General features: G+C 47.8%; 23 protein-coding genes. 10 read left to right on the top strand and 13 right to left on the bottom strand.

The annotated features are described in order from the left end of the window. Positions 1-15: 15 nt before the first annotated feature. Positions 16-975, bottom strand: coding sequence for a cellulose biosynthesis cyclic di-GMP-binding regulatory protein BcsB (locus tag THAL_RS01520; protein WP_012991349.1), 960 nt, complete (start codon positions 973-975; stop codon positions 16-18). Positions 976-994: 19 nt separating this feature from the next. On the opposite strand from THAL_RS01520, the gene mnmE reads away from it, so the two are divergent. The 4 genes from mnmE (at position 995) to hisB (ending at position 5,302) form a co-directional block, all read left to right on the top strand. Further along, entirely contained in the window at positions 995-2,347 is a 1,353-nt protein-coding gene (gene mnmE / locus THAL_RS01515) for a tRNA uridine-5-carboxymethylaminomethyl(34) synthesis GTPase MnmE (protein WP_012991348.1), read from the top strand. 114 nt (positions 2,348-2,461) lie between these two features. After that, positions 2,462-3,748, top strand: a complete 1,287-nt coding sequence (gene rho / locus THAL_RS01510; RefSeq protein WP_012991347.1) for a transcription termination factor Rho — start codon at positions 2,462-2,464, stop codon at positions 3,746-3,748. Continuing rightward, positions 3,748-4,785, top strand: coding sequence for a DNA polymerase III subunit delta (holA, locus tag THAL_RS01505; RefSeq protein ID WP_012991346.1), 1,038 nt, complete (start codon positions 3,748-3,750; stop codon positions 4,783-4,785). The genes rho and holA overlap by 1 nt, the downstream gene beginning before the upstream one ends. Further along, positions 4,721-5,302: an imidazoleglycerol-phosphate dehydratase HisB gene (gene hisB, locus THAL_RS01500; protein ID WP_012991345.1), complete on the top strand. Its 582-nt coding sequence runs from the start codon at positions 4,721-4,723 to the stop codon at positions 5,300-5,302. Before holA ends, hisB begins: the two co-directional genes overlap by 65 nt. Positions 5,303-5,306: 4 nt before the next feature. Here hisB and THAL_RS01495 read toward each other — a convergent pair whose 3' ends face one another. From THAL_RS01495 to THAL_RS01460, 8 genes are all read right to left on the bottom strand, one after another. Continuing rightward, the gene (locus THAL_RS01495; RefSeq protein ID WP_012991344.1) at positions 5,307-6,368 is read right to left on the bottom strand and encodes an SPOR domain-containing protein; all 1,062 of its coding nucleotides are present in this window, start codon (positions 6,366-6,368) and stop codon (positions 5,307-5,309) included. Continuing rightward, positions 6,365-6,883, bottom strand: coding sequence for an SPOR domain-containing protein (locus tag THAL_RS01490; protein WP_012991343.1), 519 nt, complete (start codon positions 6,881-6,883; stop codon positions 6,365-6,367). Before THAL_RS01490 ends, THAL_RS01495 begins: the two co-directional genes overlap by 4 nt. Positions 6,884-6,895: 12 nt before the next feature. After that, positions 6,896-8,551, bottom strand: a complete 1,656-nt coding sequence (gene argS, locus THAL_RS01485) for an arginine--tRNA ligase (protein WP_012991342.1) — start codon at positions 8,549-8,551, stop codon at positions 6,896-6,898. Between the two features lies 1 nt (position 8,552). Beyond that, positions 8,553-9,866 (bottom strand): nucleotide sugar dehydrogenase, encoded by a 1,314-nt coding sequence (locus THAL_RS01480; RefSeq protein WP_012991341.1) that lies wholly within the window; start codon positions 9,864-9,866, stop codon positions 8,553-8,555. 335 nt (positions 9,867-10,201) lie between these two features. After that, positions 10,202-10,882: a metal ABC transporter ATP-binding protein gene (locus THAL_RS01475; RefSeq protein ID WP_012991340.1), complete on the bottom strand. Its 681-nt coding sequence runs from the start codon at positions 10,880-10,882 to the stop codon at positions 10,202-10,204. Continuing rightward, on the bottom strand, positions 10,873-11,688 hold the full coding sequence (locus THAL_RS01470; protein ID WP_012991339.1) for a metal ABC transporter substrate-binding protein: 816 nt from the start codon (positions 11,686-11,688) through the stop codon (positions 10,873-10,875). The genes THAL_RS01475 and THAL_RS01470 overlap by 10 nt, the downstream gene beginning before the upstream one ends. A 13-nt stretch (positions 11,689-11,701) precedes the next feature. Beyond that, a complete protein-coding gene (locus tag THAL_RS01465; protein WP_012991338.1) occupies positions 11,702-12,439 on the bottom strand; it encodes an ABC transporter permease in 738 nt (245 codons plus the stop codon). A 5-nt stretch (positions 12,440-12,444) separates the two neighbouring features. Continuing rightward, positions 12,445-12,876: an RrF2 family transcriptional regulator gene (locus THAL_RS01460; RefSeq protein WP_012991337.1), complete on the bottom strand. Its 432-nt coding sequence runs from the start codon at positions 12,874-12,876 to the stop codon at positions 12,445-12,447. Between the two features lie 68 nt (positions 12,877-12,944). On the opposite strand from THAL_RS01460, the gene THAL_RS01455 reads away from it, so the two are divergent. Continuing rightward, positions 12,945-14,156: an MFS transporter gene (locus tag THAL_RS01455; RefSeq protein ID WP_012991336.1), complete on the top strand. Its 1,212-nt coding sequence runs from the start codon at positions 12,945-12,947 to the stop codon at positions 14,154-14,156. Here THAL_RS01455 and THAL_RS01450 read toward each other — a convergent pair. After that, the gene (locus THAL_RS01450) at positions 14,147-15,430 is read right to left on the bottom strand and encodes an anaerobic glycerol-3-phosphate dehydrogenase subunit C (protein ID WP_012991335.1); all 1,284 of its coding nucleotides are present in this window, start codon (positions 15,428-15,430) and stop codon (positions 14,147-14,149) included. The two genes, THAL_RS01455 and THAL_RS01450, sit on opposite strands and share 10 nt — an antisense overlap. Positions 15,431-15,513: 83 nt before the next feature. Between THAL_RS01450 and THAL_RS01445 the strand changes: the two genes are divergently transcribed. After that, on the top strand, positions 15,514-15,924 hold the full coding sequence (locus THAL_RS01445) for a hypothetical protein (RefSeq protein WP_012991334.1): 411 nt from the start codon (positions 15,514-15,516) through the stop codon (positions 15,922-15,924). After that, a complete protein-coding gene (locus THAL_RS01440; protein ID WP_012991333.1) occupies positions 15,921-16,142 on the top strand; it encodes a DUF465 domain-containing protein in 222 nt (73 codons plus the stop codon). Before THAL_RS01445 ends, THAL_RS01440 begins: the two co-directional genes overlap by 4 nt. On the opposite strand, the gene THAL_RS01435 is transcribed toward THAL_RS01440, so the two are convergent. After that, the gene (locus tag THAL_RS01435; protein ID WP_012991332.1) at positions 16,139-16,873 is read right to left on the bottom strand and encodes an SDR family oxidoreductase; all 735 of its coding nucleotides are present in this window, start codon (positions 16,871-16,873) and stop codon (positions 16,139-16,141) included. The genes THAL_RS01440 and THAL_RS01435 overlap by 4 nt on opposite strands. Positions 16,874-16,893: 20 nt before the next feature. Between THAL_RS01435 and THAL_RS01430 the strand changes: the two genes are divergently transcribed. The 3 genes from THAL_RS01430 to THAL_RS01420 are packed head-to-tail and all read left to right on the top strand — an operon-like array spanning position 16,894 to position 20,646. Continuing rightward, the gene (locus tag THAL_RS01430) at positions 16,894-18,600 is read left to right on the top strand and encodes an FAD-dependent oxidoreductase (RefSeq protein ID WP_012991331.1); all 1,707 of its coding nucleotides are present in this window, start codon (positions 16,894-16,896) and stop codon (positions 18,598-18,600) included. 1 nt (position 18,601) lies between these two features. Next, the gene (locus THAL_RS01425) at positions 18,602-19,681 is read left to right on the top strand and encodes a 5-(carboxyamino)imidazole ribonucleotide synthase (RefSeq protein ID WP_012991330.1); all 1,080 of its coding nucleotides are present in this window, start codon (positions 18,602-18,604) and stop codon (positions 19,679-19,681) included. Continuing rightward, a complete protein-coding gene (locus tag THAL_RS01420) occupies positions 19,678-20,646 on the top strand; it encodes a sensor histidine kinase (protein WP_012991329.1) in 969 nt (322 codons plus the stop codon). The genes THAL_RS01425 and THAL_RS01420 overlap by 4 nt, the downstream gene beginning before the upstream one ends. On the opposite strand, the gene THAL_RS01415 is transcribed toward THAL_RS01420, so the two are convergent. Together THAL_RS01415 and THAL_RS01410 are read right to left on the bottom strand one after the other, a co-directional pair. Further along, positions 20,634-21,845: a bifunctional 3,4-dihydroxy-2-butanone-4-phosphate synthase/GTP cyclohydrolase II gene (locus THAL_RS01415; protein ID WP_012991328.1), complete on the bottom strand. Its 1,212-nt coding sequence runs from the start codon at positions 21,843-21,845 to the stop codon at positions 20,634-20,636. The genes THAL_RS01420 and THAL_RS01415 overlap by 13 nt on opposite strands. Beyond that, positions 21,838-22,083, bottom strand: a complete 246-nt coding sequence (locus THAL_RS01410; protein WP_012991327.1) for a hypothetical protein — start codon at positions 22,081-22,083, stop codon at positions 21,838-21,840. The genes THAL_RS01415 and THAL_RS01410 overlap by 8 nt, the downstream gene beginning before the upstream one ends. Between the last annotated feature and the right edge of the window lie 24 nt (positions 22,084-22,107).

The following is a 22,107-nucleotide window of genomic DNA, read 5'->3' as shown; positions in this document are numbered from 1 at the left end:
AAGGGGAGCAGAACACTAAGGAGCGCTACTGTAACCCCTCTTACTGGTAGGACCCGCATGACAGTTGATACAAGAGAGACCAAAGCTCTCCGCTATACGTTGGTGTTTGGCGTGAATGGACTCTAAGGGTACGAACTTCCTCATCTGGGGGATGCCTTCCCCTTGGTGACACTGGTAACAGGTTACCATAGCCTCTTTCCAAAGGGATACCGCTTTCTTTCTGTCCCTCTTCTCTATGGCCTCCGGAAGATCCTTGTAGAGGATACTGTTTCTCTTTTGGACCACACTCTTCACCTCATCGGACCAGGATGCCACCATGGGAGCTGCCAAAGACATGTTCTTACCACAGGCAGAGACGCCTTGAGGACTCTTTATGAGTCTTAGGGCGCTCTCCCACTCTCCTTTCTCCAAAAGACCTCTTAAAGTCACGAAGGAGAAGAAGGTTTTGTAAGCACCGGCCTTGAAGTTTAGGCGCACATCAGACAGGTACCTGGCTGCTTGTATCACCTCCTTTTCATTTCTACCACCTACTACCATTATCTTTTTACCGTCCTTATCCACCACCTTTATGGTGGGTCCGGAAAAGGTGATTCCCAAACTCTTTACCACATCATTGTTGGTACCAACCACTATTATGTTCTTCCAGGGGATTTCTCTGAGCTGCAGATCGCTCACCAAAAGGGGTGGTATCCGGGACTCTTTTACTTCCTCTACACCAAAGCCGATATCGTCGGTCCACTGTCCCAGATAGAAGGCTATCTTGCCTGCCTGGGCTACCACCTGAGGATCCTCCCTAACGCCATAGACGATGAGAAGGTTGGGGACAGCCACATCCTTCAGAGAGGCAGGAGTACCTTTCCACACCTCACTGTAGGTGATGTAGGGAAACACCCTATCGGCAAAGGGAGGATCTATTGCTACATTTTGTGCAAAAGCTACCGCCAGAGGTCCGATGAATATCACCAACTTCCTCATGCCATTAAATTATATGCTCATGATACGTCAAAGAGAACCGATAGTGGCTCTTGCGACCCCCTACGGTGAGAGTGCCATAGGTGTCCTACGCCTGTCTGGTAAAGGTGTGCTGGAAAAGATTAAACCCTTTCTAAAGCTGAAGGGTGCTGTAAAACCTAGGTATGCCCATCTGGTGACCCTTGTGGACGAAGAGGGTAGGGAGATAGACGAAGGTATACTGGTCTTCTATCCCTCTCCCAAAAGTTACACAGGAGAAGATATGATAGAACTTTCCCTACACGGTAATCCCCTTATTCTTCATAGAGCTTTGGAACTTTTCCTGTCGGCAGGTATAAGACTGGCGGAACCTGGTGAGTTTACCAGAAGGGCCTTCCTGAACGGAAAGATGGATCTACTACAAGCTGAGGCTGTGGCAGACCTTATAGGTGCCAGGACGGAGCTGGCTGTCCGGTGTGCCCTGCGTCAACTGAGAGGTGAGCTTTCGGATCGCATAGAGAGGATACGTTCCCAACTTTTAGAGCTTATCGCCTACGTGGAGGCAGACATAGAGTTCTCAGAACAGGACATTCCCACCCTCAGTAGGGAGGAGATACTGAAGCGCCTTGAAGATTTGATAAAGGATCTGGAAGATCTTTTGGCCACGGCACGTGTAGGTAACTTTCTTAGAAAAGGTCTAAACCTGGCCATAGTGGGCAAGCCCAACGTGGGAAAATCCTCTCTATTTAACGCCCTTCTAGGATCTCAGAGAGCTATAGTTACCGACATACCCGGTACCACCAGGGACTTTTTACAGGAGCAGTGGAACATCGGGGGAATTCCCATAAACTTGGTGGACACAGCGGGGATAAGGACCACTACAGATCCTGTAGAGCAGATGGGTGTGCAGAGGAGCATTGAGAAACTGGGTAGTGCCCACATAGTTCTGCTGGTGGTGGATGGTTCAAAACCTCTGGAGGAGGAGGATCTTTCCATATACAGTATGGTGAAAGATAAAGATCACATAGTGGTTTTAAACAAGAAGGATCTAGGGGTGTGCGAAGATACAGCCAAGGCTTTCCCTGAGTTTGTTATGGTAAGTGCCAAGACGGGGGATGGATTGGAGGATCTGAGGAAGGAGATCCTCAGAAGAGCTGGTTTTTACACGGCGGAGGGAGGAAGTATCTACGTATCTGCCAGGCACGCCAACCTCTTGCAAAACTCCCTTTCGGTGATAAAATTAGTTTATCAGCAACTGAGGGAGCAGGACATATCGCCGGAAATACTCATGCTTTATCTTAGAGAAGCCGTGCACTACCTTGAGGAGGTGATCGGTACTGTTACCACAGAGGATGTTTTGGATAGTATTTTCTCCAGTTTTTGCATAGGTAAATAAAGCGTGAGGGCGTCCAAATGCCGCCTGCCGGGTATGTGGGCGCTCCTCTGAGGCGGGGTATAAATAGCCCGGCACCTGGGTGTGAGGATAAAGGCCCAGGTATCAGGGTTCAGCATGCAGGAAGTTCAAGAGAAGAAAACTTACAGTTTTGAGGAACTCAAAAAAATGTCACTTGCAGAACTTCAGAAGATAGGGAGGGAATTTGAACTCAAAAGGGTTACAGGACTTCGCAAAGAGGAGCTTATAGAGAGTATACTGGCGGCACAGGCGAAGGAAGAGGGTCTTAACTTTGTGAAGGGGGTTTTGGAGATTCTCCCCGAAGGTTACGGTTTCATCAGGAGCCCGGAGAACAACTACATGCCCAGTAACACCGACGTATACGTAGCTCCCTCCCAGATAAAGAAGTTTGGCCTCAGAACAGGGGATACCATAGTGGGGTACGCACGCCCTCCTCAGGAGAGGGAAAAGTACCAGGCTCTCATAAGAATAGAGTCCGTTAGCGGACTTCCTCCTGATCCAGATGTTTTAAAATCTCGTCCCATCTTTGAAAAACTGACACCCTTCCATCCCACCGAACGGTTCCAACTGGAGACAACACCCGACGAACTGTCAACCCGTGTGGTGAGTCTTATAGCTCCCATAGGTAAAGGTCAGAGAGGCCTCATAGTGGCACCTCCGAAGGCCGGTAAAACGGTACTCCTTCAGAAGATAGCCAAAGCCCTCATCCAAAACCATCCTGAGGTTTATCTCATCATACTCCTCATAGACGAAAGGCCGGAAGAAGTTACCGAGATGCGTAGGATAGTGGGGGAAGGTGCGGAGGTGGTGGCATCCACTTTTGACGAACCTCCGGAAAGACACGTACAGGTGGCAGAGTTGGTGGTAGAGAAAGCCAAGAGAATGGTGGAACTACAGAAAGACGTGGTGATACTTTTGGACTCTATGACACGTTTCGGAAGGGCAGCCAACGCCATCACCCCACCCACAGGTCGTGTACTAACGGGTGGTATAGAGGCAACCGCTCTCCAGAGACCCAAGAAGTTCTTTGGTGCTGCCAGGAACATAGAAGAAGGTGGTTCCCTCACCATAATAGCCACAGCTTTGATAGAGACAGGTTCCCGTATGGACGATGTTATATACGAAGAGTTTAAAGGTACTGGAAATATGGAGATACACTTAGACAGGCGTTTGATGGAACGTAGAATATTCCCCGCCATCAACATAGAGAAATCGGGAACCAGAAAAGAGGAGCTGTTGCTGGAAGATTGGGAGCTTCAGAGAATATGGGTGCTCAGGAAGTTCCTCGCCACCATGGACAACATAGAGGCGATGGAGTTTCTGCTGGACAAACTTAAGAAGTTCAAAAACAACAGAGAGTTCCTTAAGGCTATGCATTCCTGATGGACATACTGGAGTATCAAAAAAACATAAGTATTGATAAAATAAAGCCCATAAACTTAGTGATAGGGGAGGAGGAGTATCTGGTTAAAACTTTCCTGGAAAAACTATCTCGGATAGCCTCCCTACGTGTTCTTTGGGGGGACGAGCTTACCCTGGAGGATTTTCTCAACCAGCTAGGTGAAACCAACCTCTTTGAAGGAAAGTCTCACGAGATAGTGGTGGTGAAGAACGGAGAGGAAGTTCTTAAGAAGCTTAAGGATCCCAAACTGGTTTTGAGGATAGCAAGAAATCTTAAGAAGAAGAAGGTGTTCTTCGTAGTAGGTAAAGTGGACAAAAGACAGTTGGAAAAACCTCCTTACCAAACCATAGGAGAGGTGGGGGACGTAATAGAAGCCAAGAAACTGAACTCTAAGAAGGTTAAAGACTTGGTGAAAAGACGTTTTGAGAAAGAAGGGATACAGATAGATGAAGATGCACTAAACTACCTTCTGGAGGCTTTCTCCTACAATCTTATGATGTTGAAAACAGAGGTAGATAAACTGACCCTCTACGGTAAGAGGATAACCCTTGAGGATGTAAGGAGAGTGTGTGTACCCAGTGGTGAAGGATCCATCTTCGATTTCTTGGAAGCCTTCTTCACGAGAAATGTGGAGAAGGCTCTCGTCAGTTTAGACACCCTTTACAGGTACGGTGTTCATCCTCTTTTGATACAGAAGTCTCTCGCTAACCTGGTTATCCTACTTTACACCGCTGTCAGGTTATCGGGTGGTAAAGATATGGATGAAACTCTCAGAAAGTTGGGTGTAAGGCATCCCTATCAGATAAAGCTCTACAAAGAGTACATATCCATCAACGGTGAGGAAAAACTTAGAAAACTCATAGATGGACTGTTTTGGTTGGACTTTGGGGAGAAGGTCTATTATAAAAAGCCAGAGGATACTCTGAGGCGTTTTGTGATAGAATACCTCTCCGATGCGGTGGTCAGAGTTCAAGAGGGAGACGAAGGAAACCAGGATATGGGCGAAGATCAATCTTGACGGTAGTGGCCAGTATCATATAGAGACGCCTGTGGGTTTTCTCACCCACATGTTAGAGACTTTGGCAAGACACTCAGGTTTTGATATACACCTTAAGGCAGAGGGAGACGTTCATGTTTCTCACCACCACACGGTAGAAGACGCAGGTATAGTTCTTGGTACAGCTTTCCTAAAGGCTTTAGGTGAAATGAAGGGCATAAATCGTTTCGGTTACGCCATAGTACCCATGGACGAAGCACTGGTGATGTGCAGTTTGGATATATGTGGTAGGCCTCTCTTTTTTTACGAAGATGGAGGCCTCAGAGGCAAAATAACGGATTTTGACTTTGAACTGATATGGGAGTTCTTCAAAGGTTTTGCTCTTGAGTCCAAGATAACCTTGCATATGAGGGTTCTCTCGGGGAGAATTCTGCATCACGTGGCAGAAGCCTGCTTCAAGGCCTTTGCTCTGTCTCTGAAACAAGCGGTCATATTAACCCACTCCCGCATACCCTCCACCAAGGAACATATACTGTGAGGTATCAGTCAACGATAAAACCGTAGACGTTGAGGTCCCTAAGCTTTCTAAGCTCTCTCTCTGCATCTTTTCTGTCTTCAAAGCTTCCGTAGAATATCCTGTAAACACCCCCTTGTTCCTCCACCGTTATATCCTTAAGGCCCAGCTCTCTCTCCAGTTTCTCCTTCCAGCTGTTGGCCTTCTCCTTCGAAGAGAAGGCACCCAGCTGTATGCGCCACCTCTTTACAGGCTTATGTTCCTGCTCCTTTACCGGTGGTGTGGAAGGTTGAGGTTTCTCAAGGGGAGGGGGTTTTCTCATCCCCAACTTAAGTTCCTGCTCCTTTACCAGCACCTTGGTGAGGAGATCCATAGCAGCAGATCTTGTAGGAGCATCTATCTGTCTATCCTCTAGCAGTTCCCTCAACAGACCCTTAGCTTTCTCTGTATCTCCCATGGCGTAGTAGACTCTCGCCATTCCCAGACGGACGCTGGGAGAATTAACACCGTTACTTTGAAGAGTTCTGTAAACGTCTAAAGCGGCATCGTACTCCCCCCTGCTTTCGTAAGCTTGAGCTAGTTCCATCTGTGCCTCCAAGAAGAGGGGGTAATAAGCCACAGCTTTCCTGAGATTCTCTAGATATCCTCTCTCGTTCCCTACAGCTTTTTCCACCCTTGCCAGGTAATAGAAGGCCATGTGTTTCTGGGGAAAACCTTCGTCAGATATAGCCTTAAGCAAATACTCCTTAGCCTTGTCATACTCACCCTTCCTAAAGTGAAGAATGCCTAGTTGTAGAGTAGCATCAGTGAAGTTCTTATCCACACTGAGCGCCTTTACAAAGGCTGATTCCGCTTTTTCGTATTCTCCCGCTTCCATGTAAGCTATACCCAAAGCGTTCCAGATCTTTGGGTCGTATGGGTTCTCACGAGAAGCCCTAAATAAGTTAGCTATAGCTTCCGAGTAGTTGCGGGATATGAGGGAAGACATACCCATGTCGTAGTAGTACCTTGCTGACTCCGCCCCTTTGTTTTCCTGTATCTGTGCACAGCTACTTACTATCAGCGAAAGGAGTAGCCATCTACGTATCATTTCACGAAAGCTCCCCCGAACTCTTTCCTCAGTTTCTGAAGGTGCTCATCTATGTTGTCGGTCTTTACCACCAGTAGGACCTTATAGAACCCGTCTTCCTTCTTTATATGACCTTTATATCCCATCTTTTGGGCTTTCTCTAAGGCTTTCTGAGCATTCTCTTGGTAGGTGAAGGCACCTACCTGTATCAGGTACTCCTTTTTCGGGCGAGGCTTGGGTTTTTCTTTAGGCTTCTCATGAGGTTTTTCATGAGCTTCGGTGGTGGTAGAAGGAGTAGGAGATACGTGCTTTTCTGTAGGAGTTGCAGCCTGTGTCTGTTGCGAAGATTCGGGAGGGGTTGTTGTTGAGGAAGGTGCGGATGTAGCTGGGGGTGGTGAAGGTGTGGGCTTTACCGGCATGATGGTAACAGGTGTTGAAGGTTGGTTCTTGCTGGAGAGCCACTGATTTAGTCCCACATAAAAGGACACCAGTGCCACCAGTAAGCCCACCAGTAGTATAAGTCTCTCCCTCTTCATTTTAACCTCCTCTCACATTCTTTCCGGAGCAGACACACCTATCAAGTTTAACGCAGTTTTTAAGGAGATCTCCACTGTTTTTAAGACGGCCAGTCTTGATAGCATAAGCTCTCTGTCTTCCACCATCACCCTGTGATGGTTGTAGTAATTGTGGAAGTCTTTGGCGGTTTCTATGAGCCACGAGGTTATTATATGGGGTGCCAGTTTGGATACGGCGTCCCACAGAGTATCCTTTAGAAAGATGCATTTCTTGCACAGTTTAACGCCTGCTTCGTCCCTTAGATTCTGTATATGTTCTCCAAGACCTGCGTTATCCGGGTCTATGCCGTACCGGGTCTTTACTTCTCTGAACACACCCCGTATACGGGCGTGAGCGTACTGTACGTAAAAAACTGGGTTTTCAGAACTCTTCTCAAGGGCCAGTTGTATATCAAAGTCAAGAGGTGTGTCGGATCTTCTTGTCAAAAAGATGAACCTAACAGCATCTTTCCCCACTTCCTCCATAAGCTCTTCTAAGGTAACAAACTCCCCAGCTCTCTTAGACATGCGTACCTCCTCTTCACCCTTGAAGAGTCTTACCATCTGCACCCACTCTACCCTTAACCACTGATCTGGTATACCGAGAGCTCTCAGAGCTCCCACAAGGCGCGGCAGATAACCGTGATGGTCTGCTCCCCACACGTTAACTACTTGCTGGTAACCTCTTTTGTACTTCTCATAGTGGTAGGCTATGTCGGTGGCAAAGTAGGTGTACTCTCCCGTAGACTTTCTGAGGACTCTGTCTTTGTCATCTCCAAAGAGGGTACTTTTGAACCATATGGCACCATCCTTCTCGTAAAGGTAGCCTTTCTCCTGTAGTACGGAAAGGACTTCCTCCACTCTGCCCTCTTCCACCAAACTTCTCTCACTGAACCAACTGTCTATAGAGACATCTAGTTTGCTGAGTGTCTGAGATATCTCCTCTAAGATCTTACGGATACCTAACTGAGAAAGGGTTCTTATAGTCTCTTCCCTATCTCCTTTAAAAAGTTCCTCCCCGTATGTCTGTAGGGCCTCCTTGGCGAGATCCATTACGTAGGTGCCTTTGTAGCCTTCCTCCTCAAAGGTGGGTCTTATATCCTCTGGATCCCTGCCGGTCATCTCCAGACACCTGTAAAGAATGGACAGTCCCAAGAGGTACACCTGTCTTCCCGCATCGTTTATGTAGTACTCCCTCGTTACATCAAAACCAAAGGCGGTTAAAAGTCTTGCTATGACGTCACCTACCACCGCTATCCTGCCGTGTCCTAAGTGTAACGGACCGGTGGGGTTGGCGCTCACCAGTTCCACCAGTATCCTCTTGCCTTCTCCCACCTTTTCAAGGAAGAAGCTTTCACCTTCCTGTAGAATTTGTTTTGTCATCTCTTTCACTGTACTTTCCAGTATGCGGATGTTGATAAAGCCTCTCTGAGCTGTTGCATCAAAACCGTGCTGTGATAAGAGGTTTGCCAAATACTGGGCTATTTCCTGTGGGTTTCTTCTGAGAGTCTTAGACAGGATAAAGGCCACGTTGGTGGCAAGATCTCCCAGTTCCTCCTGCCGAGGTGGTTCCACCTGAAACTCTTCCACCTCTGTCTTGTATTCCTGACGTACTATCTCCCTTATCTTCTGAAATAGATACCTTCTCATGCTACAGCCTCCAATACACGAAGCCGAGTTTTTGAGCCTCCTCTTTGTCCCACATCCCTTTTATATCCACTAGGATAGGGGGCTTATCGCACAGAGTTTTAAGGAGTTCTAAGGAAAATATTTCCTTAAAAATGTTGTGTCTTACCGCAAAAATCACGGCATGGTAGGGGGCTCCTACTGTGTAGTCTTCTACCAGCTCCAGGCCGTACTCTTCTTTCAAACCTTCCCTGTCCGCTATAGGATCAAAGATGTAAGTTTCCATCTCAAAGTCGGCTAGTTCTTTTACCAGGTCGTAAACCTTAGAGTTTCTTACATCTGGTACATTCTCCTTGAAAGAGACTCCCAGTACCAGTACGCGTGCTCCCTTAATCTTTTTTCCACTTCTCACTAAAGTCTTTACCACTTGGTGGGCCACAAACACGGGTATATGCTCGTTAACCCTTCTGCCTGCTAGAATAAGCTCCGGAATATATCCCACCTCCTTAGATTTGTGAGCCAGATAGTAGGGATCCACAGGTATACAGTGTCCTCCCACGAGTCCAGGTTCAAACTTCAGAAAGTTCCACTTGGTGGAGGCCGCTTTTAGAACCTCCCTTGTATCCAGCCCAAGACGGTGAAATATTATGGCTAGTTCGTTTATGAGAGCTATGTTGATGTCTCGCTGTATGTTCTCTATCACTTTGGCCGCTTCTGCAGTCTTTATATCAGGAGCAACATACACGCCAGCTTTCACCACCTTTTCGTAAACCCCTTTCACCACCTGCAGCGTCTGGGGTGTATCAGCAGACACCACCTTTACCACTTTCTCCAAGCTGTGATGAGGATCTCCCGGGTTTATTCTCTCCGGGGAGTATCCCACAAAGAAGTCCCTCTTCCACACAAGACCGCTCTCCCTTTCCAGTATCGGTACGCACACCTCTTCTGTAGCACCGGGATAGACGGTAGATTCGTAAACCACCACACTTCCCCTCCTCATGTACCTACCCACCAAGGCGGATGCAGATCTTATAAAGGAGAGATCCGGGTTCTTAAGTTTATCCACAGGTGTGGGAACAGCCACTATTATAAACCTGGATTGGGATATGACGGAGGGATCTGAGGAAAACTGAACGTTGGTACCTATTAACTTCTCAGCTTCTACCTCTCCTGTGGAGTCTATACCCACCTTAAGCTCCTCTACCCTCTTGGTGTTTTTGTCGTACCCGAAAACACGGAAATGCTTAGAGAGGGCTACAGCCAAAGGTAAACCTACGTATCCTAAGCCTACCACACATATACTCTCCTTTCCCTTTTCCAGATCCTCCAGTGAAACCATGCCGGATAGAATAGTGTGAACTACCCCGCATCAAAGATGCGGAGCTTCGTGGTAGGTTTGAACGCTTAACGCGTTCCTTACTACCACAGGCGGGTTCACACCGCCCCTACTCCTGCCTATACCGCCATGTAGCGATATAGCGGAGCTACTTTTAGCTCTCCTGATTCATCTATACCCCACCTTAAAGCCGTTGAACTCTCCTACCCAGGAGAGCGGTGGGGTATTAGCTATACATTAAATTAATTCAGTAATGTTTTTGTGTCAACCCTTTCGGGGCTGGCTGTATCCCCGCATCACAGATACGGGGTTTTAGCCCGCAAGTTTTTCTATAAACTTCAGGGATGGAGTCCATAAAGATCCTTCATTATGTCCTTGAACTGATGGGGTTCTACCACCACGCAGGAAGGCATACCTAAGCAAAGCACACGTGTTGCGTTTCTCATAACAAAACCTATGTCGTGAGACACCACCACCACCGTCCTGCTTTTAGCTATTTCCTTAAGGACGCTCTCTATGTGCTCCTGAGCGTGGATGTCCAGCCCGGTAAGAGGTTCATCCAGAAAGAGTATGTCAGGGTTTGTAGTGAGAGCTATGGCCAGCATCAACTTCTGCTGTTCTCCACCGGAGAGCTTGTTAAACTGGCGATTCAATAGGTGTTCCAGATGTAAAAAGGATATGATCCATCCTACCCTCTCCTTAGGAGCAAAGGCTCTCAGGATCTCTGCTACAGTACCTGTAAAGGATCTTTCGGTGGTCCATCTCTGAGGTACGTAGCCTATACGGTGCCACTCACGGAACTTCTCCAAAGGTTTTCCCATGAGGAAAACCCTGCCATGAGTAGGTTTTAAAAAACCCAGCAGTATCTTCAGGAGGGTCGTTTTGCCAGCACCGTTGGGACCCATTATCCCGAAGAACTCCCCCCTGCGAACGTGGAAACTGAGGTTTTGTATGAGAAGCTCACCCTTCCTATAGCCGAAGGACAGATCCTCTACCCTTATGACTTCTTCTACTGGCATTCAAGACCTTCCTTCAGCTGTTGTAGGTTTCTTTTCATTATGGAAAAGTAATCGTCCTGGGGTGATGATGGATACAGAGAGCTGTTTAGAAAGTATACCTTTGCTCCCACTTGCTCTGCTATGTAGCGTGCCGTGGTGGTATCATAACCTTCTTCTACATAAATGGCTCTGACACCCTTTTCCTTCATAAGGCGTATTATCTTAAAGAGCTCGGAAGGTTTTGGTTCTTCTTCAGCATGTACACCTCTTAGACCCACGTTGATAAGTTGATAATCCCGTGCAAGGTAGGCAAAGGCGGTATGTGTAGACACCAAGTACCTCACCCTGCATCTGGATAAGGTGTTCTGAAAAAGTTTGTCCAGCTCTTCCAGTTTTTGTAGATAGGTTTTGCATCTCTTTTCATAAACCACCTGCCTGGAAGGATCTGTTTCCTTTAGCTGTCTGCAGAGGTTCTCCACCAGATAGATGTAAGTTTTGGGCGATAGCCACAGGTGAGGATCCTGCTGGCGCCCGTAAGATATAAGACCTCTCACGTTACCCACCTTTACGACCCTTCCCTTCAGAGATCTCTCCCAAGGTTCTAGACCTAAGGTGAACACGTAGTCTGCAGAAAGCATCTTCTTCACCTCTGTGGGTCTAAGCTCGTAGTGGTGGGGATCCGTTCGTGTGTTTATAAGAACGTCCACGTTCCTTTCTGGGTAGGCTATAAACTTAAGAGGGTAGTAGATGGGATATGTGGTGGCCAGTAGAAGACCTTTTGCAAAGGTGAGAAAGGAAGAAAACAGTAAAAGAATTAGGAACCTCATCTTTTTGATTATATCAACGGAGGGCGTGTCTGTAACTCATCAGTAGCACCAGTAAAGATGTGAGGAAACCCACCGAAAGAAGCATGTACATGACCAGTATCTGGTATACCATAGCCTCCATAGGATCCATACCTGCTATCACCATACCCGCCGACACACCTGGTATATGCACTATACCCGCTGACTTCAGCATATTGTACTTAGGCATCATAGCTGCCCTCATGGCTGCTTTTATACAGTCCTCCATGGCTGTTCTGAGGCTAGCACCTAGGGCCACCTTGGCCTCTATTTCGTTCCTTCTATTTTTGGCCTCTGCACTCAAGCGTTCAAAAGCCAATGTTACGTTGCTGAGAGAGTTTCCCAAAACAAGACCCCACAGGGTTATGGTTTCCGCATAGTTGTGCTTTATGGCTCCCATAAGATACAGACTTAGAAATACCAAAGCACTGGACACATTGAGGGAAAACCCTCCCACCAAGAGTCCTCTCCACCTACTGCCTCCTAAGGGGAACCTCTCTGCCGCTATGAAGGATGCTGCCAAAGACATAAGGAGTATCACCGCAAGGAGAGATGTGGTGGATCTCCAGTGAAACAGATATCCGAGGAAGTAACCTAGGAGGAGTAACTGTAGGGTGGTTCTGAGGGTGGATTCTATTAGATCCCTCTCCGCCGACAACCTGTAGCGACGAGAAAGAAACACCAAGAAGAAGATCAGGATATATGCCAATGCTATTCTTGAAAACTCTCCCACGTTGACTATTTTACAGGTTTCCTGTGTTTATCCTCTACACCTGCCAGTTCCGCTATAGTGGTAGTGGTGAGATACTCCAGTACGTGCTCCCTTAGTGCCACCCATTTGTCGTGGACGTTACAGGGAGAGGTTTGCCACTCCTCACATCGCCCAGGTCTTAGAGCGCAGTAATCCAGTTTGTAGTCCTCGTCCAAAGCTTTTATCACGTCCAGTATTGTTATCTCCTCTGGAGGTATAGCAAAGGTAAAACCACCTGTGGGACCCTTGTAGGATTTCAGTATCCTTTCCCTCACCAGCTTATGAAATATCTTGGAGAGGAATGGGCGAGGTATGTTCTGAACCTGGGACACCTCTTCGGACTTTACCAACCTATCCCTGTTGAGAGCCATGTAGGCCAGTGCCAGAAGAGCGTACTTAACAGATTCTGAGTAAATCATAAGATAGTATATTATACCCTTTTTTCCCAGCTTGATGAGGGTGGTTCTCAACCTTAAAATAGATACCTATGCTGAAGGAGTTCACACCAGAGGAACGCAAGGCTGTTTTAGGTATAACCTTTGCGGTAGCGGTACGGATGCTGGGTCTGTTTTTGCTACTTCCTGTTCTCTCTCCTTACTTGCGTAATCTGGAAGGTGCATCCCCACAGCTTATAGGACTCGCCGTAGGTATATACGGCTTCGCTCAGGCTTTTCTTCAGATACCTTTCGGTTACCTCTCTGACCGTATCGGAAGAAAACCCGTCATCTTTGTGGGGATGCTGACTTACGCGATAGGTAGTCTGATGGGGGGTCTTGCCAGTAACATATGGACCATGGTGTTGGCACGTTTCATTCAAGGTTTCGGAGCTGTTTCCTCTGCCATGACGGCCCTCGCTGCGGATCTTACGCGTGAAGAGGTCAGAACCAGAGCCTTCGCTCACATAGGTGCCTCCATAGGGCTCGTCTTTGCCTTCAGTATCACTGCTGCTCCCGTCTTGGCCGGCTATCTGGGTGTTCCTTTCCTCTTTTACATGACAGCCCTTCTTAGCCTCGTTGCCACCTTCTACGTTATGTTTTTCATACCGGAACCTAAGGTTCACGCCTCCGATAGGGAGATAAAACCTTCCCTCTCCAACATACTATTACTCTTGAAAGATCCCAATCAGCTTGTTCTCAACTTCTCCATAGCCCTCACCCACGCTTTCCTAACAGGAATATTTACCTTCGTGCCCTACCAGCTGGTCTACAACTACCATTTTCCTAAACCTGAACATTTCAAGATCTACTTACCGGCGGTTCTGGTATCTCTGGCCATCATGGTACCCTCCACCATCTTTGCCGAGAAGAGGGGGAAGTTTAAGGAGGTCTTTTTAGCGGGTATACTGTCCATACTGGTAGGTTTTGCCTTATACGATCTTTTCAGGAATTTCTGGGGAGCGGTGGCTTTGGTGTTTCTCTTCTTTGTGGGATTCCACCTTTTGGAGCCGATAGTACCTTCTTTGCTCACCAAGTTGACCCACAGAGACGTGAGAGGCCTGGCTTTGGGATTCTTTAACACCACCCAGTTTTTGGGTGCCTTTTTAGGAGGTGTTTGGGGTGGATTCGCCCTCAAACATGGTCTGGCCTACCTGGTGGTAGGGGGTGCTGTTCTCTGCGTTCTATGGCTGTTGGTGGTGTACGTTTGGTTTTCTTCTGTAAAGATACCTAAAAGGGCCGAGGCCCAGGAGCCTCAGCCGTAAGCTCTGTAGATAACTTCTATAGGGTGAAGAGGTTTCTTCCCTGTAGCCATCTCTATCTGGTTACTGGCCAAAGGACAGTCGGAGACTATAAGGTCGGCTCCCGCTGCCTGTATTTCTTCAAAAAGTTTTGAACCCACTTTATAGGCCATATCAAAGGTCTCTTTACGCACACCAAAGGTTCCATCGTGTCCTGAGCAACGCTCCACTATTCTCACCTTCGTACCCGGTATAAGCCTCATAAGAGCGGCGGCTCTGTAACCCACGTTGAGGGACTTAAGGTGGCAGGGTATGTGATACAGGATGTTTCCCATGGATACTTTAAACTCTCTGTTGAACCTACCTTCCTCGTGAAGTTTCCACAGATATTGGTGAAGGTCGTAAACCTTAGAGGATACCAGTTTAACATCCTCATTGTCCGGCAGCAGGAGAGGGTACTCGTACTTTATCTGGAGAGCACAGGTGGGAACTGGAACCACTATGTCGTAGCCTGCCTCCACGTAGGGTTTCAGTTGCTGGACGTTGAAGAGAGCCTTTTGGGTGGCAGAGTCTATGTCTCCTATATCAAAGAAAGGAATACCGCAGCACTGCTGCTGAGGGATCTCTACCCACACGTCGTTCTTTTCCAGAACCCTCAGAGCAGCTATTCCCTTGTCCAGATAGTTGTAGTTAAAGAGGCATGTGGTAAAGAACACTACTCTACCATTCTGACCCTTCACCGGTTGCCGGTTATTCTTGTACCAGTTTGCCAAGGTCTGAGTGTTGAAGGGGGGGAGCTTAGCTCTCCTGTCTATGCCCATAAAGTTCTCTAGCAGAACTCTGACAGGCTTGGCGCTGCTCAGAGTGTTCACCAGGGGTGCTATAGGTACCGACATCTTACCCACCAGATCGGTGTTGAGCATAAGCTTGTCAGTTATTTTGGCACGTTTGTTTTTGAACTTCCATACCTTGTACCTTAAGGAGAGGTGTGGAAAGTCTATTCTCCATTCGTGGGGTGGGGTGTAGGGACACTTAAAGTAACACTGTTTACAGTGGAAACATAGCTCCAAAGGTAAAGCCAGTTCCTCTTTGGAGAGTTTACTGACGTCATCATCGTGACGATCCACCGCATCAAAGAGGGCCGGGAAAGAAGGACAGTAGGTAACACACATCCTACAGTCCTTACACTTAGAGTACACCCTCCTTGCTTCTTCCCATATACTTTCCTCCTTCAGAAAGTCAGGATCCTTCACGTTGAACTCAAAGTCCTTGGTGCCACCTATGGCCATCTCACTCATCTCTTCTTCACCTCCAAGTTTTAATAAGTATTATATGCAAATTTTTCTCATTTGTCAATAACACCACCTGTATAATATGTTTGATGATAAAAGAGTACCACAGAAGGATAAAAAAGTTTCACCGAGCTTGGATAGGCTTTGTTAGTATAGTGTTCCTGGGATCTTTACCCACTTATCCCTTCTTCCGCCTTCCCCTCCATCCCAACACTAAGTGGGGACTCACCTTTTTGGTGGTGGTCCTCTTCTTTATCACCTTTGTGGCCGCTGTCTGGATAAAGGGTAGGGTCTTTCCCGTAGAGCACCAGCAGGACCCTCTGTGGAACTACACCGCTACACGCAGATACTTCTGGCTCTTTTCCTTAGTTTCTTTACCCTTCTTTTTCTCCTTTCTCTTCTACCTGATCTTTCCCTCCCTTACCCTTCTTACGGTAGGATATATCCTCACCATTTTTGGTTTAATATTTCTAAGACCCAAGGAGGAGGACGTGTTATGACGAGGGAAGAAGCCATCAAGAAGCTGTTGGAAGAAGATCCAGAGTTCAGACACCACTACAAGAAACACGAGGAGCTGGATAAAGAGATAGCCAAACTGGAGAAACATCATCCTATGACTCACCAACTGGAGATGCAGATAGAACAACTAAAGAAAGAAAAGCTGTATCACAAAGATATTATGGAAGAGAAGATTCAGAGACTTCTCAGAAACGGTTAACTGCAAGATCCCGAAATGTTTCTACCGCTGTCTAAGTACAGTATCTCTCCCGTCATACTGTCCATACGTAGTAAAGTGAGACTGAGAAGCACTATGTCTTCCACAGACACAGGTCTTTTGAGGGGGGTTTTTTGGAGGTAATCCCTCCACTTTTCCTCCGATACATGATCCGGTATCAGCACCGGCCCTAGAGCTATGGCGTTTACCAGTACATGGGGTGCCATCTCTCTGGCTAGGACCTTCACCGCGGTGTGGAGAGCTCCCTTTGCCACGAAGTAAGCAGCGTAGTTTCTGTAGGGTGTTAGGTTGGTGGCCCAGTCACCGTAAGCTATGATTCTACCCTTCACTGTGCCTTCGTTCTTGAGCATGTGGAAAAAAGCATGTTTAGCTATAAAGATGAAGGCTTCTGCTATAGGTTTGAAGTGAAGGTAAAGGTGGGAAGGATTTAGTTCTTCAAGGGGTGTAGGAAAATAGGGTGATGCCAGATGTAGAAAGGCGTCCAGCCTACCAAAATGTCCGTATGTCTCCTCCACTATACGCTGGTGGTTGTCTTGAGTGAGATCGGTCTTTATACCTAATACTCTGTCACCGTACCCTTCTTTCAGCTTTTTGTAAACATCTTCCGATGTGTTGTAAACCACGCTGACACACCAGCCTTCCCGCAAAAGGGCTTCTGCTACCGAACCACCTATACGCTTTATACCTGTGATGAGGGCCACCTTCCTTTGCATATATCTTAAAATATCACAGCATGAACAGGTACGATGTGGTTATAGTGGGTGCAGGTGGTGCCGGTCTCAGGACAGCGTTGGAGGCAGCCAGAGATCCTTCCGTAAAGGTGGCTGTAGTTTCAAAAGTTTATCCTACCCGTTCCCATACGGGAGCTGCACAGGGTGGTTTGAACGCCGCACTGGGTCATGTGGTTCCCAACGACAGTCCCGAGGCTCACGCCTACGATACTATAAAAGGGTCTGATTTTTTAGCAGATCAGGATGCCGTTTTCTTTATGTGTGAGGAGGCACCTGAGGTGGTCTACGAACTGGACAGATGGGGTGTTCCTTTCTCCCGGCTTCCGGACGGTCGCATAGCCCAGAGACCCTTCGGAGGTGCCTCCTTTCCCCGTACCGTATACTCGGCAGACAGAACAGGCCACGTGCTTCTCCACACCTTGTTTGAACAGGCTCTTTCCAGAGACAACATAGACTTTTACAACGAGTTTTTCTTACTGGACATAATCCACGATGGGAAGAGGGTCAAAGGTGTCAGCCTCTATGACATAAAGAACGGGGAGGTGGTAGTGCTGGCAGCCAAAAGCGTGGTGTTGGCCACCGGTGGTTTTGCTCGCGTATACTGGCAGAGAAGTACCAACGCGGTGGGTAACACAGGAGACGGTGTGGCTGTGGCGCTGAGGAACGGTGTTCCTCTGAGAGATATGGAGTTTATTCAGTTTCACCCTACGGGCCTGGCACGAACAGGCATTTTGCTTTCAGAAGCCTGCAGAGGTGAAGGAGGATATCTCCTCAACGCGTTAGGAGAGCGTTTCATGGCGCGTTACGCACCCGACAAAATGGAGCTGGCACCTCGTGACATAGTGTCCAGAGCTATAGAGTACGAGATAAGAGAAGGTAGAGGTGTAGGTGCCGGGGTAGAGGCGTATGTGTATCTGGACCTAAGACACCTGGGTAAGGAAAAGATTAAGGAGAGACTCCCTCAGGTGAGACAACTGGCCATGGACTTTGAAGGTGTTGATCCCGTCAAGGACCTTGTGCCTATAAGACCTACAGCCCATTACTGTATGGGTGGTGTTCATGTGGTGAACTACCAGACCTCCTCCACATCCCTTGAAGGTCTTTACGCGGTGGGTGAGTGTGCCTGTACAGGTGTTCACGGTGCCAACAGATTAGGAGGGAACTCTCTCATAGAACTTCTTGTTTTCGGCAAGTTCTGCGGCATAGCCGCCAGAGAGTACGCCAAACAGGTAGACTTCTTACCTATATCTGAAGGGGAAGAAAGAAAAGGTTATGAGTACGTGGCAAACCTTATGGAGAGAGAAGGTAAAGAGAGTCTTGCTCTCCTGAGGAGGAAGATGGGTCAGATCATGTGGGAAAAGGTGGGCATCTTCAGAGATGAAAGATCACTGCGAGAGGCCTATGAGGAACTTTCGGAACTTCTGGAAAGATGGCACCATGTCCCTGTGGTGGATAAATCCAAAGTTTTTAACACTAACCTCTTGGAAGTTATGGAACTCAGGAACATGCTGGAACTGGCCAGAGTGGTGGCCTACTGTGCCCTTCATAGGCGAGAGTCAAGGGGAGGTCACTACAGGGAGGATTATCCTGAAAGAGACGACGAGAACTTCTTAAAGCACTCCCTCGTGTGGTGGGATGGCCAGGATTTAAAGCTGGAGTATATTCCAGTAAAGATCATCAAGTACCAACCTGCCGAGAGAAAGTACTGAGATGAGGGTGGGTATAGTTGGTGGAGGACAACTGGGTTGGATGACGGTGCTGGAGGGGCGCAAGTTAGGTTTTGAGTTCTTGGTGTTGGAGGAAAAGCCAGACTCACCGGCCTGCAAGGTGGCAGATGCCTGTTTCAGTTACGACAAAGTGGATGAGTTTTTAAGATGGTGTCATGTAGTTACTTTTGAGTTTGAACATATACCCGATTACATACTGGAGAAGGTGTATCCCGTAGCTTTACCTTCTGTGGAGGTGTTGGAGTTAAAAAAGAGCAGGATAAAGGAGAAGAGCTTTTACAAAAGGATGGGATATCCTGTGCCGAGTTTTCGCATCGCCCAAGGCAAAGAATTACCCTCTCTGCTGAGGGATGTTTGCCTGCCGGTGGTGGTAAAGAGGGATGTTATGGGTTATGACGGTAAAGGCCAGTATGTGGTAAACCATCCACAGGATGCTCAAGTTATAGCCACCTCTTATCCTCATGAGTGGTTTCTAGTAGAGGATTGGGTGGACTTCGCTATGGAGTTTTCCATCATAGGTGTGAGGGACAAAAGTGGGAGAGTTCTCCTGTATCCTCCTACCGTTAACTTCCACCAGCAGGGTATCCTTCTTTACAACAAAACAACCTCTCTGGAGGTGAAGGAGGCTCAGGACATACTGCATCACCTTATGGAGGATCTGGGTATAGTGGGTGTTCTGGCGGTGGAGTTCTTTTACACTAAAGATGGAAAGGTTCTCATAAACGAGATGGCTCCGAGGGTACACAACACAGGACATTACACCCTGGACGGTTGTTACACCTCTCAGTTTGAGAATTTAGTAAGAGCCGTGACAGGACTTCCTCTAGGAAGCACCTCCCTGAAGTGTCCTGCAGGTATGGTGAATATACTGGGACTGGGATTGGAGGACCTGGACCTTCATTTTCTACTTTCCGTAGAGGGTGCTAAGCTTTACTGGTATAGTAAGTCTAAAAAACCAAGGAGGAAGATGGGACACATAAACGTGGTGGGAAGAACGGAGGAGGAGGTGGAATACAAGATAAACCGCCTTCTTGAAATGTATCACGTACTAGAGGAAAAGTGAAGGACATTCTCCATCTTCTTGACGAAGGTGTGTTGCTTTTGGACAGGGAAGGGAGGATACTACTGATAAACAGGTGGTGGATAAGTAAGAACCTGGCCAGGGAAGACTGGGAGGGTAAATACTACTACGAGGCACTGCGTAGCCTCAGCGTGATATCTGCTATAGGACAGCTTTTGGAAGGTGGGGAAAGTCTCTACGTGATGCACGAAGATGCTAAGTACCTCATCAAGAAAAAAATCATGGAAGGGGATAAGAGGCTGTTTTTGGTATCTGATGTGAGTAGTCTGTGGCAGTACGAAAAACTAAAGAGGGATCTTGTGGAGAACGTAGCTCACGAGCTGAAAACTCCTCTCTCTGCAGTCACCCTACTACTGGAGAGGGCTGCAAAAGAATGTCCCTCCAGCTTTGCCATCCACAGGGCCTTACACCGCCTTCAGCAGATGGAGAAACTGATAGACGATATGCTTATCCTCGCTCGTCTGGAGTCGGGGGTAGAGAGGCTCCATCTTACCGAGATACACCTAAGGGAGTTCCTACAAGATGTTTACTACCAACTTCGTGAGGAGTTTGAGAAGGCCAAGGTAAACTTTGAAAACTTGGTGGACGAATCCTTTGTCCTGGTAGCTGACGAAAATAAACTATACCTTATACTCCGTAACCTTCTGGAGAACGCGGTGAGATACAACAGGGAAGGTGGATCCGTAAGGGTAAGGGGATGGAAGGAGGGCCAGATGGCTGTTGTGGAAGTGTCAGACACAGGAATAGGCATACCTAAGGAACACATTCCCTTCATCTTTGATAGATTCTATAGGGTGGACAAAGGCAGATCAAGAGATAGGGGTGGTACGGGGTTAGGCCTATCCATCGTGAGGAACGCGGTACGCCTTCACGGTGGTAGTATAGAACTCCAAAGTGAAGTAGGAAAAGGATCCACCTTCAGAATCTACATCCCTCAGAGTATATGACCCAACTTCTCCTTCTTTGTCTGTAGATATTTTACATTGTACTGACAAGCTTCCACCCGTAGCGGAACCCTCTCCACCACCTCTAAGCCGTAACCCTCCAGCGCCACTATCTTTCTGGGGTTGTTGGTGAGGAGTTTCATCTTACGGACACCCAGATCCAGCAGTATCTGGGCACCCACTCCGTAATCCCTCAGATCGGCTGGGTATCCCAGCTTTTCGTTGGCTTCTACAGTGTCGTATCCCTGATCCTGAAGAGCGTAAGCCTTTATCTTGTTGACGATGCCTATACCCCTTCCCTCGTGACCCATTATGTAAACCAAAACACCCTTCCCTTCCTCCGCTATCTGGGTGAGGGCTGCTTCCAGTTGGGACCTACAGTCACACCGCAGGGATCTGAACACATCTCCTGTGAGACACTCGGAGTGTACCCTCACCAGCACAGGTTCGTCCTCTCTCCACTCTCCCATGGTGAGAGCCACCTGCTCCTCTCCCGTGAGTACGTGCCTGTAAGCGTGTATCTTAAAGAGGCCGTAGCGTGTGGGAAGATTGGCAGAGGCTTCACGCACCACCAACTTCTCTCTCTTCAGTCTGTACCTTATAAGATCCGCTATGGTGATGATTTTGAGCCCAAACCTTTTAGCGAACTCCATAAGGTCCTCTAACCTGGCCATAGTACCGTCATCCTTCATAATCTCACAGATGACTCCTGCCGGGTAAAGGCCTGCCAGTCTGGCTAAATCTACAGCTGCTTCCGTATGCCCTGCTCTCTCCAGAACACCCCCCGGCCTTGCCCTGAGAGGGAAAACATGTCCTGGTCTGATAAAGTCGGAAGGTTTGGCATCGGGGCTTACAGCCAGCTTTATGGTTATGGCCCGGTCGTAGGCGGATATTCCCGTAGTGGTACCGTACTTAGGGTGAGCGTCTATAGACACACAGAAGTAGGTTCCTTTCGGATCGGTGTTCCTCATTGTCATGGGATGGAGGTCCAGCTCGTCACACCTTTGGGGGTTAAGCGCCAAACATATGAGGCCCCTACCATACTTGGCCATAAAGTTGATGGCTTCGGGTGTGACCTTCTCAGCAGCCATAACAAGATCGCCTTCGTTTTCTCTATCAGGATCGTCTACCACTATCACCATCTTGCCTTCCCTTATGTCCTCAAGGGCCTCCTCTATGGTGTTGAACTTGAATTCACTCATTTTTTTCACCTCCATCCTTCTCCTTCTTTATGAAACTTCTCACCTTTTCCACCAACTTATCTATTATGCTCTGTTTCTCTGTCTGCTGTATGGGAGGTGGGTTGTAGTCGGGGTTATATTTTTTGAGGCTCTCCGCATACTCTTCTCTGTATCTCTCCCAGAAAGAGGCTCCGTAGTGTACCCACAGATGATCTATCAACAGGTAGATGACCAACAATCCTATAAGCCACCTCACCATACAGTTTTAAAATATTCCCACCAG

Origin of the sequence: Thermocrinis albus DSM 14484, from assembly GCF_000025605.1 — a bacterium.
In the GTDB taxonomy this organism is placed as follows: domain Bacteria; phylum Aquificota; class Aquificia; order Aquificales; family Aquificaceae; genus Thermocrinis; species Thermocrinis albus.
The sequence above is the reverse complement of the archived record's forward strand: the minus strand, read 5'-3'. Positions and strand labels throughout refer to the sequence as shown.